At 35.6% G+C, this 12,819-nt stretch carries 11 protein-coding genes; 8 read left to right on the plus strand and 3 right to left on the minus strand.

Going from position 1 to position 12,819, the window contains the following annotated elements; genetic code table 11:
- Positions 1-52: 52 nt before the first annotated feature.
- Both BUC11_RS17035 and BUC11_RS15695 read right to left on the minus strand, forming a co-directional pair.
- Positions 53-208 (minus strand): hypothetical protein, encoded by a 156-nt coding sequence (locus BUC11_RS17035; RefSeq protein ID WP_175547768.1) that lies wholly within the window; start codon positions 206-208, stop codon positions 53-55.
- 196 nt (positions 209-404) lie between these two features.
- Positions 405-698: a hypothetical protein gene (locus BUC11_RS15695; protein ID WP_073355593.1), complete on the minus strand. Its 294-nt coding sequence runs from the start codon at positions 696-698 to the stop codon at positions 405-407.
- 161 nt (positions 699-859) lie between these two features.
- Here BUC11_RS15695 and BUC11_RS15700 point away from each other — a divergent pair, with 161 nt between their 5' ends.
- On the plus strand, positions 860-1,561 hold the full coding sequence (locus BUC11_RS15700) for a porin family protein (RefSeq protein ID WP_073355594.1): 702 nt from the start codon (positions 860-862) through the stop codon (positions 1,559-1,561).
- Here BUC11_RS15700 and BUC11_RS15705 read toward each other — a convergent pair.
- Positions 1,556-2,161: a hypothetical protein gene (locus BUC11_RS15705; protein ID WP_073355596.1), complete on the minus strand. Its 606-nt coding sequence runs from the start codon at positions 2,159-2,161 to the stop codon at positions 1,556-1,558. The two genes, BUC11_RS15700 and BUC11_RS15705, sit on opposite strands and share 6 nt — an antisense overlap.
- 224 nt (positions 2,162-2,385) lie before the next feature.
- Here BUC11_RS15705 and BUC11_RS15710 point away from each other — a divergent pair, with 224 nt between their 5' ends.
- The 7 genes from BUC11_RS15710 to BUC11_RS15740 all read left to right on the plus strand — a co-directional run bounded on the left by BUC11_RS15710 (position 2,386) and on the right by BUC11_RS15740 (position 12,513).
- Entirely contained in the window at positions 2,386-4,827 is a 2,442-nt protein-coding gene (locus BUC11_RS15710; protein ID WP_073355597.1) for a bifunctional UDP-N-acetylmuramoyl-tripeptide:D-alanyl-D-alanine ligase/alanine racemase, read from the plus strand.
- Positions 4,828-4,920: 93 nt separating this feature from the next.
- Positions 4,921-5,337 (plus strand): large conductance mechanosensitive channel protein MscL, encoded by a 417-nt coding sequence (gene mscL, locus BUC11_RS15715; protein WP_066079616.1) that lies wholly within the window; start codon positions 4,921-4,923, stop codon positions 5,335-5,337.
- Positions 5,338-5,720: 383 nt separating this feature from the next.
- Complete coding sequence (locus BUC11_RS15720; RefSeq protein WP_073355599.1) at positions 5,721-6,716, plus strand: aspartate-semialdehyde dehydrogenase; 996 nt, start codon at positions 5,721-5,723, stop codon at positions 6,714-6,716.
- A 156-nt stretch (positions 6,717-6,872) separates the two neighbouring features.
- On the plus strand, positions 6,873-7,217 hold the full coding sequence (locus BUC11_RS15725) for a hypothetical protein (protein WP_073355600.1): 345 nt from the start codon (positions 6,873-6,875) through the stop codon (positions 7,215-7,217).
- A gap of 75 nt (positions 7,218-7,292) precedes the next feature.
- Complete coding sequence (locus BUC11_RS15730) at positions 7,293-9,677, plus strand: TonB-dependent receptor (RefSeq protein ID WP_073355602.1); 2,385 nt, start codon at positions 7,293-7,295, stop codon at positions 9,675-9,677.
- 17 nt (positions 9,678-9,694) lie between these two features.
- Positions 9,695-10,252, plus strand: coding sequence for a type 1 periplasmic binding fold superfamily protein (locus tag BUC11_RS15735; protein WP_073355604.1), 558 nt, complete (start codon positions 9,695-9,697; stop codon positions 10,250-10,252).
- A gap of 158 nt (positions 10,253-10,410) precedes the next feature.
- Positions 10,411-12,513 (plus strand): prolyl oligopeptidase family serine peptidase, encoded by a 2,103-nt coding sequence (locus BUC11_RS15740; RefSeq protein WP_394332915.1) that lies wholly within the window; start codon positions 10,411-10,413, stop codon positions 12,511-12,513.
- Positions 12,514-12,819: the final 306 nt, after the last annotated feature.

Genomic DNA, 12,819 nt, shown 5'->3' on the forward strand with positions numbered 1-12,819 from the left:
GTTATTTCCGATTTTAGCCTAGAAAATAGAAATGAAAACTTAAAAAACTATCTTAAGTTTCTAAAAAAGTTGCATCGCGAATAGGTCGCAGCATAATCTCTATTACATTAAAATTTTTATACAAATAAAATACTGCATAAATGATACTTACAATCATTATAATAACAAATATTTTTGTTTGAACATTCAAATTACTTAGTTTATTCATTTTCATTAATTTTTTAATTTAACCCCCGCTCTGCGAAGTGTTCCTTATAACAAAATAGTGATTCTTACTACTGCTGTGCGAATGTCTCCGCCTTCGCACCTATTCCAATATTTCATTCCAACTTCATCAAACTCAATATTTCTTATATGTGGTAAAATTATTTAAAGTCAAAATATCACTCCGAACTTATAAGGCGCTAAAGTACATAATTACTGGCATTAGAATAAATATAATGGGATGCTTTCTCGATAATACCAAAACGAACAGGATTGAGATCATTATAATCGTTTTTTTTAAATAAATAAATACTTGTGTTTGTTGATTTTTGGAATGAGTACGAAGTTGGGAGACTTCCTTCAGCGTTGCTGATGAAGACTTCGAGGAGTAGGAATGCAATGCCAAACATTAATTTCCTTGTTAAAAGCCCTTTCTTTGGGATCAACGGAATTATTCCTCTTCCAATACGCTGCACATAACAAACATATTTCATGAATTTCAGCAAGGTTTTGTCTGTTTTAGATTTAAAAAAGGTATTATTTATCGCATTTTATCGTACCAAACTATCAAAATCCTATATTTGTAGAGTTATAATGAGAATTAGAATTGGACCGTGTTTGAAACAATCATATAGCAATTTAAATCAATCAAAATATGCGAATTTTTCTTAGTTGTTTTCTGCTGCTTTTAGTTGCTCCTGTTTTCTCTCAAGAAAACACAATAACTCAAGATACACTTGTTTTGAAAATTGATTCCTTGTACCGAGAAGATCAGTTTTATTTTGCCATAACCTACAATACACTTACGGATAAGCCAGAAGGATTGTCGCAAAGTAAATTTTCTTCAGGATTTTCAGGAGGATTTTTAAGAGACATGCCTATCAATAAGAAAAGAACCATAGCTGTTGCTTCCGGCATAGGTTTTACTTACATGAATCACAATCAGAACTTGGCTATTTCTTCAACAGCCGAAACCCCGTTTTATGCCCTTATCGATCAGGAAACAAAGTATAAGAAAAATAAGTTTTCCATGCTTTCTATTGATGTTCCTATTGAATTCAGGTGGCGAACCTCGACTTATGAAAGTCATAAATTCTGGAGAATTTATACCGGAATAAAGTTCAGTTATTTGTTGTATGACAAGTCTATTTTTGATAGCAATGCGGGTAAAGTCGAAGTTACTGGAAATAAAGATTTTAATAAATTTCAGTATGGAGCGTATGTTTCATCAGGATACAACACGATAAATCTTTATTTGTACTATGGTTTGAATCCATTGTTTCAATCGGCTAAGGTAAATGGCGAATCCATTAACATGAAGTCCTTAAATTTTGGAATTATTTTCTACATTTTATAACCACAAAACCAATAAAAGCAGTTGTGGGATAGCACCCAGACAAAAACCTATAACCAGTTCTTTATAGGTGTGCGCTTTCATTTCTAACCGGGAAGAGGCTATGAAACCGTTGAGGAGAATTAAAATTGTAATCGTGAATATACTCTGAACACGAAGATGCAGGCTTAAGCCAATAACAAAAACGGTCAAAGAACTAATAGCAATCAGGTGAAGACTCGCCTTAATATTAGCAAATAATAGAATCAAGGCTAACAAAGTGCTTAAAAGTCCTCCCAATAAAAAAAAATGCAATTCGGTATATCGATCAATGGTGATGCTCTTGCGCACCAGTAAAATAATCAAAAAACAGTGAATGATCAATGGGATTTTGCGTTGTGATATTTTTGAAATCATTACAGAATCTATGTTTCCTGTTGCTCGCAATAGTAAAAATGCTAGGATGGGAATGAATACTGTGACGATGACAACTTGAAAAAGAACAAATATTTTTTCATGAGTAACAAAATCAGCATCATTATAAAAAAGATAAAACAGCGTGGCAATTGCCGGTATAAATATCGGATGGAAAATATAAGAAAACGATGGTAGAATTTTTTTCAAAAGGACTCATTTTTAGCTAAAAACAAATATAAGTAATCTGCTAAAATTAGTAGAGCTATTGCGACTGTTTCTTTTTCAAAAATAAACGAGATGGCTTACATTTAAAGTATATCTAACCCTTCGTTTTGAAAAGAAGTGGTATTTTTGAGGAAGTTTTATAAACGCATAAACGGTAAATCGCTTGCTTTCCAGAAAAGAAATTTACCTCAATCACTTCTAATTTCATGAGCCAGAAAATCCTAAATAGCATCCAAAAAATTCCTGCAACATTCCTAGGAAACCAAGAAAACAGAGACTTAGACGCTGTTTCGATTGACAGTCGGTCTTTGCAAAATGGTCCTCAAACCTTATTTTTTGCCTTAATAGGAGCCAATACTGATGCACACCTTTATATCCAGGATCTAATGGTGACTGGTGTTCGCAATTTTGTTGTGACGCACATTCCAAATGGCTGTGAGACCAAAGCTAATTTTTATGTTGTCGACGATACCTTAGTAGCCTTGCAGCAATTTGCAGCAAACTACCGCGATTTTTTCGAATTTCCTATCATTGGACTTACAGGAAGTAACGGCAAAACAATAGTAAAGGAATGGCTAAATTTTTTATTAAGTCCTGATTATAATGTTATTCGGAGTCCAAAAAGTTATAATTCCCAAATTGGAGTTCCCTTATCTGTTATTGCAATCAATGAGAAACACAATTTAGGGATTTTCGAAGCAGGTATTTCAACTAGTTCAGAAATGGCCAAATTAGAGGAAATTATCAAACCTACCGTTGGAGTTCTTACCAATATAGGTTCAGCACATGACCAAGGTTTTTTAAATGTGGAAGAGAAAATAAAGGAGAAAATGTCGCTTTTTAAAAATTCGAAGGTCATCATTTACCAAATCGATAACAGGGTGGATTCTTTTGTTTTTCCAAAAACTAAGGCATTTACCTGGAGTTTTGTCAGCAAAGAGGCAGATGTTTTTATTGTTAAAAATAGGGTTTTGGACGATACTATTTTGAATGTTCAATTCGGAGAAGAAAATTTTGATGTAAAAATTCCGTTTCAAGATGCGGCATCAGTAGAAAATGCAAGCTCGTGTCTGATGGTATTATTGTATTTTAAATACGATATTAGTACCATTCAAAACAGAATGCAACTATTGTATCCAGTCGAAATGCGTCTAAAAGTCAAGAACGGAATCAATAATTGTAGTATTATCGATGATAGTTACAGCTCCGATTTTCAATCACTAAAGATTGCATTGGATTTTCTTGAAAGTCAAAAGCAGTATGAAAAGAAAACAATTATTTTATCTGATATTTTTCAAAGTGGCTTGTCTAAGGACGAATTGTATACTAAAGTTTCTCAGTTAATTGTCTCGAATAAAATGGATCGCGTTATTGGCATTGGAGAAACAATTTCGGAGTTCAAAGATAAATTTACGAACTGTATCACTTTTAAAAATACTGCTGCATTTATTGCTGATTTTGAAAACTTGGATTTCAGTAATGAAACTATTTTGATAAAAGGAGCGCGATCTTTCCAGTTTGAAGAAATCGTTTATTTACTGGAAGAGAAAACCCATGAAACTGTTCTGGAAATTAACCTGAATGCCATCAGTTATAACTTGAACTTTTTTAAATCAAAGCTCAAGCCAAAGGTCAAAATTATGGTTATGGTGAAGGCTTTTGGATATGGAAACGGCGGACTAGAGATTGCCAAATTGCTGCAACATCATAAAGTAGATTATTTAGGAGTGGCTTTCGCCGATGAAGGAATTTCGTTAAAAAACGGCGGTGTAAATGTACCTATTATGGTTCTCAATCCAGAGAATACCAGTTTTGCAGCCATTATTCAACACCAGTTAGAGCCGGAGATTTACTGCTTGAAAGGGTTGCATGCTTTTTTGAAAATAGCGAAACAAAAAAACTTAGAGCAGTTTCCAATTCATATTAAATTTGATACGGGAATGCATCGCTTAGGCTTTGAAGAAAATACTATAGAAGAGCTTATCGCAACGCTCAAAGGAAATAATACAGTTCAAATAAAAAGTATTTTGTCACATTTGGCGACGAGTGATGCTCTCGAACACATGGATTTTGCACATTCACAAATTGCTTTATTTGAAAAATTGTCTTCTAGATTGATGTCTGAATTATACATCAAACCTTTGCGACACATTTTGAATACCTCGGGTATTAGCAATTTTCAGGAATCACAGTACGATATGGTTCGATTGGGAATTGGTCTTTACGGAATTTCAAATGATCCCGAAGAACAAAAACAATTGGAAGATGTAGGTACATTGAAATCCGTTATCTCGCAAATAAGAACTATTGCTGCAAGAGAAAGTGTGGGTTATGGAAGGAAGTTTATGGCTGAAAAGCCAACAAAAGTAGCTACAATTCCTATTGGATATGCTGATGGGATTTCCAGAGGCTGGGGAAATGGCGTAGGATTTGTAACCATCAAAAATGAGAAAGCAAGTATTCTAGGAAGTATATGTATGGACATGCTTATGGTAGATGTTACTGGAATAGATTGTAAAGAGGGCGATGCGGTAATAGTTTTTGGTCAAAGCCCCACTGTGGCATATATGGCTCAAAAATTAAACACCATATCGTATGAAATTCTTACTAGTATATCACAACGGGTGAAACGGGTGTTCTTTCGCTAGCATTGTTTTTTCAGTATAAAAGACACAAATGTTAATTTTTTATTTATTTTAGCGAATAAGTAATGAAAATAGGGATAAGCAAAAATGAAAATTATGAAATTTTTCAGTGATTTTAAAGCTTCTTTAATGAAAGGAGACGTTTTAAGTTTGGCAACAGCAGTTGTTATAGCGGGTGCATTTGGTAAAATTGTTGGATCCGCTGTGGATGACATCATTATGCCAATTGTAGGTTTGATAACTGGTGGAATCGATTTTACCCAGAAATTCATCACTTTAGACGGTAATAGTTATGCTGATTTACCTGCAGCAAAAGCAGCAGGGGCGGCAGTGATCACTTATGGAAATCTGGTACAAGCCATTATTAATTTCGTGATTATTGCTTTCTTCATTTTTGTGGTTTTAAGAGCTGCTGAAAAAGCGAAGAAAAAAGAAGTGGTTGTGGTTGCTGCAGTTGCTGGACCAACACAAGAAGAGTTGTTGACTCAGATTAGAGATTTATTGAAAAAGTAATTGCCGTGACATTATATATTCTAATTTATCCTGAATGTGTTTCAGGACTAAACCGCTTCTTAATTGAGGCGGTTTTTTTTAAAAGTTTATTTAAAACAGTAGCGGTTTTTTACCATTTAGAAATTAAGATGCAGTAAGAGGCACTTTAAAACTTAATTTTCTTAATTTCTTAATGGTTCCAAAAGCTATATAAAACGGTATTTAACAAGATTTTAAAATTAAAAAAGAAATAATTCCTTGAAAAAATTTCACTCCTGATTTTCATTTTTTTACTAAACGTTATAAATATAACATTTTGTTATTTTTTGTGAAGCTGATTGTTTTAATTTCAATATTAGTTACTTTTGTGATTCAAATTTAATATTCAATACTAAAAATATACTATGAAAATAGCAGTTGTTGGTGCTACCGGAATGGTCGGCGAAGTAATGTTGAAAGTTTTAGCAGAAAGAAATTTCATTGGTAAAAATGACGAATTGATTCTTGTTGCATCAGAAAGATCTGTTGGCAAGCAAATAGATTACAACGGAGATATGCTTACGGTTGTGAGTTTGCAAACAGCAGTAGATATGAAAGCAGATATTGCTTTGTTCTCTGCAGGCGGGGAAACTTCATTAGAATGGGCTCCAAAGTTTGCAGCAGCAGGAACAACGGTTATTGATAACTCATCAGCTTGGAGAATGGATCCAACTAAAAAATTAATTGTGCCAGAAATCAATGCAAGCGAATTAACAAAAGAAGATAAAATCATTGCAAATCCAAACTGTTCTACGATCCAAATGGTACTGGTTTTGGCTCCTTTGCACAAAAAATACAATATCAAACGTGTCATTGTTTCCACCTACCAATCCATTACTGGAACAGGTGTAAAAGCAGTGCAACAATTGGAAAATGAATACGCAGGTGTTGCAGGAGAAATGGCTTATAAATACCCAATTCATAGAAATGCGATTCCACAATGTGATTCTTTCGAAGAAAATGGATACACTAAGGAAGAGATGAAACTGGTTCGTGAAACTAAAAAAATATTGAGCGACAATACCATTGCTGTGACCGCGACTGCGGTTCGTGTGCCCATTGTAGGCGGACATAGTGAAGCGGTAAACGTAGAATTCTCGAATGATTTTGACGTAGATGAGGTAAGGAATATTTTGCATCATACTGATGGTGTGGTAGTTCAGGACAATAACGACACCTATACGTATCCAATGCCAATGTATGCACAAGGAAAAGATGCTGTTTTTGTAGGTAGAATTCGTCGGGATGAAAGCCAAGAAAATACCTTGAATATGTGGATTGTAGCGGATAACTTAAGAAAAGGAGCGGCGACAAACACCATACAAATTGCTGAATATTTGATTGCAAAGGGATTGGCGTAGTGCTTTTGGGGTTGAAAACAGCCTTATTTTGCTGCTCTTTAAGAAACTAGAATTTGGTTTTTGGGCATAATTTTTTTAAATCCATTTGTTTTTATGAAATGCATATTTTGTAAAAACAAATGGATTTTTATTTCAGTATCGCTATATTTGCCAAAGATGAAAAAGAAATTTTCTATATTTAGTATCGTTCTAACGCTGACAGTATTGCTTTCGATGCTGTTTCAGTCGGTGCATAAATACGAGCATATAGCAAAACAACTTTCTGAAATTCAATGCGTTCATGAGAAAAATTCTACTGCAGAAATAACGCATCAGCATCACAATTTTGATTTTTGTGGAATCTGTGCTTATAAATTAGGCAGCTTTACATTTTTAGTTTTTCCTACTTTTGAATTAAAATCATTAGAATTATACCCAAACAACGCTGATTTTGATTCCAAAGAAATCACGCAATTCTTTAAAGGAAGCCTTTTTGCGCTTCGTGCTCCACCAGCAGTCTAAATAGTTTTTTAAAACAATATATCATTTTCAAATCTTGGAAATGATTCACATGTTTATCTATTTTGAACAAAGAAAATGCAAACAAAAATCTATATTTTTTTCTGCTTCTGTTTGTTTTGCACCATTGGTTTTTCGCAAAATACAGTTAGTGGAAAAATTACTACTCAGCAAGGATTACCTCTTTCAGGAAGTCATGTACACATTGGGACAAAAACAGTATCCTCAGATGTTTCGGGTAACTATCTTATAAAAAGATTGCCAAAAGGGAACGTAAAAGTATATGTGTCTTTTATTGGTTTTCAGGCTATTGATACCTTAGTAAATTTAGCGGGTGACCAAGTTTTGAACTTTGCCTTAAAGGAAAATGCTGCACAGTTGCAGGAGGTGATCATCAGACAAAAAGCCAATACGCTGAACAAATCTCTTTTAGAACAAAAGATTAAAACGGAAACGATTGAGAAGTTCAGTAATCAAACCCTTGGTGATATTTTGAAGGAAATTGCAGGTGTTTCTAGTATGAAAACAGGAAGTTCTGTGGTAAAGCCGGTTATCAACGGTTTGTTTGGAAGTAGAATTCCGGTCATCAATAACAATGTCCGTTTAGAAGATCAGCAATGGGGAACGGAGCATGCGCCTAATTTTGATGTAAACGCAGCGGGCAAAATTACGGTTATCAAAGGAGCGTCTGGGTTGCAATACGGTGGTGACGCGGTAGGTGGATTAATTGTGATCGAGCCTATTTCTGTAAAAAGAGACACGCTTTTTGGGAAAACAATCCTGAATCTAGCGTCAAATGGAAGAGGCGGTTCTATCAGTTCTAGTTTGCACAAAGGAAACGACAAAGGATGGAGTTGGAACGCACTAGGAACATTCAAGTATTCAGGCGATAGAGAAGCTCCTGATTATGTGTTGTCTAATTCAGGGAATCGGGAAGCTAATTTTTCTGGCGATATAAAATTTACTGGAAAAAAATATGATGTCTCTGGATATTACAGTTTCTACAATACCACTATTGGAATTTTGAGTGCTTCGCACATAGGTAATGTCAATGATTTATACAATGCTATTAAGAATAAAGTTCCTTGGGCTGTCTATGATTTCACGTATGACATAAATAATCCTAAACAAAAAGTGCAACATCATTTAGCAAAACTGAATTACAACTATTATTCTGATCAAACAGCGTCATTGGCGGTACAGTATTCTTTTCAGTTTAATAAGCGTCTCGAGTTTGACGTTCGTAGAGGAAATTTTAATAACCTAGCTGCCTTAGACTTGGCGTTAACCACTCATGCCATAAATATAGATTATAAAAAAACGGTGCATGATTGGTCTTTAAAGTCTGGATTTAATGGCTCTTTTCAAAACAATTTTGCAAATCCAGCTACAGAAATAAGACCATTGATTCCTAATTTCGATAGAATAGAATTTGGTACGTATGGTATTGTAAACTATGATATTTCAGATAGTTTTTCTGTAGATGCTGGATTACGATATGATTTTTCACAAGTACAAGCCACTAAGTTTTACTTTAAATCCAGATGGGATGAAAGAGGCTATAACTCTGAATTTGCTGATTTTATTGTGGGCGAACAAGGCAATCAATGGTTGGCAAAGCCTAGTTTTACTTTTCATAATATTTCAGCTAGTACAGGATTTCACAAGGAATTTGGTCAAGACTTATATTGGTACACTAATGTTAGTTTGGCAACCAGAAACCCAAATCCGTCCGAGTTTTTTAGTGACGGTTTGCATCATTCAACTGGGGTCATCGAGCTCGGTGATATAGCTTTAGACAAAGAACAAGCGGTAAAATTATCGACCACCTTGCAAAAAAAATGGACAGCTTTCTCAGTTGAGGTTAATCCTTTTATAAACAGCATTCGCAATTTCATGTTCTTACGGCCTGTTGGTTTTGAAAAAAACAATCGTGGTTCGTTTCCAGTTTGGGAATACCAGCAAACTAATGCAAGGTTAGCAGGAGTTGACGTGCAAACACATTGGAAAATAAACAATCAATGGCAGCATGATTTTGCTTTGGCTTATGTAAATGGGAGAGATTTGACTAACAACGAATTCTTGATTGATATTCCACCATTAAATCTGAGTAACAAAATTCAATTTGCAAAAACGGAGTGGAATGATCTCAAACTCGAATTAAAAAGCGAAATGATAATGCGTCAAAATCAGTTTCCAGATAACAATTTCATAACCAATATTATTGTGAATAATGAATTGACTGAGGTTCTAGTAGACATTAGTACTCCGCCGCCAGCCTATCAGTTGTTGCATTTCTATTCGGAGATGAAATTCAAGACTTTCGGTAAATCTAATACAACAATCGCATTTTCTGTTCAGAATATTTTAAACACTAATTACAGGGACTACCTCAATAGGCAACGTTTTTTTGCTGATGAAATGGGTAGAAACTTTCAAATTCAATTAAAATTCAATTATTAAAAAGTAAAAACAAAAAAATGAAAAATTCAAAAATTTTAGCAGTAACATTAATAGCATTAGTAACATTTTCTTCTTGTAATAATGATGATCCTATTGCAGTAAATGAGGAGGAAGTAATTACAACAGTTACAACTACTTTGACTGCAGGGAATCAAATCATTACCTTGACTTCTAGAGATCTGGACGGAGACGGACCAAATACTCCGGTAGTTACTGTTTCAGGAGATTTAATAGTGAACACAACGTATACAGGAACAGTGCGTTTCTTAAACGAAGCCGTGACGCCAGTTGATAATATCACAGATGAAATAAAGGCAGAAGGTGTAGAGCATCAGCTTTTCTTTCAGGCTCCAGCAGCAATAGGAACATTTACTTATGCAGATGCAGATAGTAACAATAAACCTATTGGATTAGCTTTTACCTTAAAAACTGGGACAGCAGCAGCAACTGGAAATATAGTAGTAATCTTAAGACACGAACCGCTTAAAAGTGCTGATGGAGTTTCATCCGGTTCTATTACAAATGCAGGTGGAGCAACAGATGCGCAAATTACATATCCTGTTCAGGTTAAATAAGAACTTCAATTCTTTGTCAACCATTCTAAAAAGCGCCATTCGAAAGAGTAGCGCTTTTTTTGGTTTTATTGAAGACATCCCCACTACTACTAAACTAACTAATTCCCTATTTTTGTAACAACCTAAAACAGAATCTAATGAAAAAAACTTTTTTAATAATGGCTGTATCATCTGCACTGGCAACTTTTGGCCAAAACCAAAAACCGAAAACGCTAACGTATCCCACGACCAGTAAAGGCGAAACCGTTGATGTGTATTTCGACACGAAACTTCCAGATCCCTACCGCTGGCTTGAAGATGACAAATCTGCTGAAACGGGTGCATGGGTAAAAGCGCAAAACGAAGTGACGTATGACTATTTAGCTCAGATTCCATTTCGGGATTTGCTAAAAGCAAGAATGGAAAAACTGTGGAATTATGAAAAAATAGGGGCTCCTTTCACAGAGGGCGATTTTACCTATTATTACAAAAATAACGGTTTGCAAAACCAATCGGTGTTGTATCGAAAAGATGCTAAAGGAACGGAAACTGTTTTCCTCGATCCCAATACGTTCTCTAAAGATGGAACGACGTCGCTTGGCGGATTAAACTTTTCTAAAGACGGCTCTAAAGTGGCCTACTCCATTTCAGAAGGCGGAAGCGACTGGAGAAAAGTCATTATTATGGATGCCGTTTCTCAAAAAATTATGGAAGACACCATCGTCGATGTAAAATTCAGCGGCGTTTCTTGGAAAGGAAATGAAGGATTCTATTACTCCAGTTATGACAAACCAAAAGGAAGCGAGTTATCAGCAAAAACAGATCAACACAAATTGTATTTTCACAAGTTAGGAACCGCACAAAAAGTAGATCAAATTATTTTTGGTGCCGATCAAAAACGACGTTATGTTGGGGGCGGAGTTACAGAGGATGATCGTTTTCTAGTGATCACAGCAGCAAATTCTACCTATGGAAACGAACTGTATATCAAGGATTTGACAAAGCCAAACAGTCCTATTGTAACTATTGTGGATAATTTCAAAAGCGATAACAGTATTATTGAAAATGAGGGAGTTAAATTATTCATAGAAACCGATTGGAATGCGCCCAACAAACGCATCGTTACTGTTGATGTCAACAATCCAAAACCAGAAAACTGGAAAGATTTCATCGCAGAAACAGAGAACGTTTTGTCTCCATCAACAGGTGGCGGATATTTCTTTGCGAATTATATGAAAGATGCCGTTTCAGTGGTGAAACAATACGATTATTCTGGGAAACTGGTTCGCGAAATCCAATTGCCAGGCGTGGGTACTGCCGGTGGTTTTGGCGGAAAGAAAAAAGAGAAAACCTTGTATTATTCTTTCACAAATTACATCACTCCAGGTTCTACGTTCTCCTATGAGCCTTCAACAGGAATTTCTGCAGTATATCAAAAACCAAAAGTAGATTTCAATAGCGATTTATACGAGTCCAAACAAGTGTTTTATACTTCCAAAGATGGAACCAAAATCCCAATGATTATCACCCATAAAAAAGGATTGAAACTCGACGGAACAAATCCAACGATGCTATACGGTTACGGAGGTTTCAACGTGAGTTTAACACCAAGTTTCAGTATTGCTAATGCCGTTTGGATGGAAAATGGAGGCGTTTATGCCGTTCCAAATTTACGCGGCGGTGGCGAATATGGGAAAAAATGGCATGATGCGGGAACCAAAATGCAGAAACAAAACGTATTTGATGATTTCATCGCAGCAGCTGAATATTTGATCGCTCAAAATTATACCTCTCCTCAATACCTTGCTATTCGTGGTGGTTCTAACGGAGGATTGCTTGTAGGTGCCACCATGACACAGCGTCCAGAGTTGATGAAAGTCGCTTTGCCGGCGGTAGGAGTGATGGACATGTTGCGTTACCACACTTTTACTGCAGGAGCAGGGTGGGCGTATGACTACGGAACAGCACAAGACAGCAAGGAAATGTTTGCGTATATTAAAGGGTATTCTCCCGTACACAACATTCAAAAAGGAATACAATATCCCGCTACGATGGTTACAACGGGCGATCACGATGATAGAGTAGTGCCAGCACACAGTTTTAAATTTGCAGCCGAATTACAACAAAAACAAACAGGAACAAATCCAGTCCTAATTCGTATTGACATCAATGCAGGACATGGTGCAGGAAAATCGGTAGCAGCAACCATTCAGGAAAACGTCGATATTCAGGCCTTTACCTTATTCAATATGGGAGTGGTGTTATTGCCAGAATTGGAATAAAGGTATTTGTAGGTTAGGATTTTACCCTGAGCGCATCCCGAAATTTTGGGAGAAGGGAGGAGCTATTTCCTGCTATCCGTTACAATCTTTTTCAACGCTCTCAGGGTTCAAAACCCTGAAAGCGTCTAGAAAAAGGATTTTCACTTCTATCAGGGCTAGGAAATCCAATACAATAACAGCACTTATTTTCAAAAACACCAGTCGAAAGATGAGGGCACTGAAAAAGTCATTTTATAATTATTATCATAAAAACGAGGCAGAAAAACTTTATTTTCTGCCTCGTTTTTTGTATTTTTAAATGTAATT

Source organism: Flavobacterium xanthum, assembly GCF_900142695.1.
GTDB lineage: Bacteria > Bacteroidota > Bacteroidia > Flavobacteriales > Flavobacteriaceae > Flavobacterium > Flavobacterium xanthum.

What these genes read in the sequence shown, in the direction of transcription:
- BUC11_RS15720 (WP_073355599.1), top strand. Translation starts at nt 5,721, where the DNA reads ATGAAAATAGCAGTTGTTGGTGCTACCGGAATGGTCGGCGAAGTAATG.
- mscL (WP_066079616.1), top strand. Translation starts at nt 4,921, where the DNA reads ATGAAATTTTTCAGTGATTTTAAAGCTTCTTTAATGAAAGGAGACGTT.
- BUC11_RS15730 (WP_073355602.1), top strand. Translation starts at nt 7,293, where the DNA reads ATGCAAACAAAAATCTATATTTTTTTCTGCTTCTGTTTGTTTTGCACC.
- BUC11_RS15725 (WP_073355600.1), top strand. Translation starts at nt 6,873, where the DNA reads ATGAAAAAGAAATTTTCTATATTTAGTATCGTTCTAACGCTGACAGTA.
- BUC11_RS15700 (WP_073355594.1), top strand. Translation starts at nt 860, where the DNA reads ATGCGAATTTTTCTTAGTTGTTTTCTGCTGCTTTTAGTTGCTCCTGTT.
- BUC11_RS15695 (WP_073355593.1), bottom strand. Translation starts at nt 698, where the DNA reads ATGAAATATGTTTGTTATGTGCAGCGTATTGGAAGAGGAATAATTCCG.
- BUC11_RS17035 (WP_175547768.1), bottom strand. Translation starts at nt 208, where the DNA reads ATGAATAAACTAAGTAATTTGAATGTTCAAACAAAAATATTTGTTATT.
- BUC11_RS15740 (WP_394332915.1), top strand. Translation starts at nt 10,411, where the DNA reads ATGGCTGTATCATCTGCACTGGCAACTTTTGGCCAAAACCAAAAACCG.
- BUC11_RS15710 (WP_073355597.1), top strand. Translation starts at nt 2,386, where the DNA reads ATGAGCCAGAAAATCCTAAATAGCATCCAAAAAATTCCTGCAACATTC.
- BUC11_RS15735 (WP_073355604.1), top strand. Translation starts at nt 9,695, where the DNA reads ATGAAAAATTCAAAAATTTTAGCAGTAACATTAATAGCATTAGTAACA.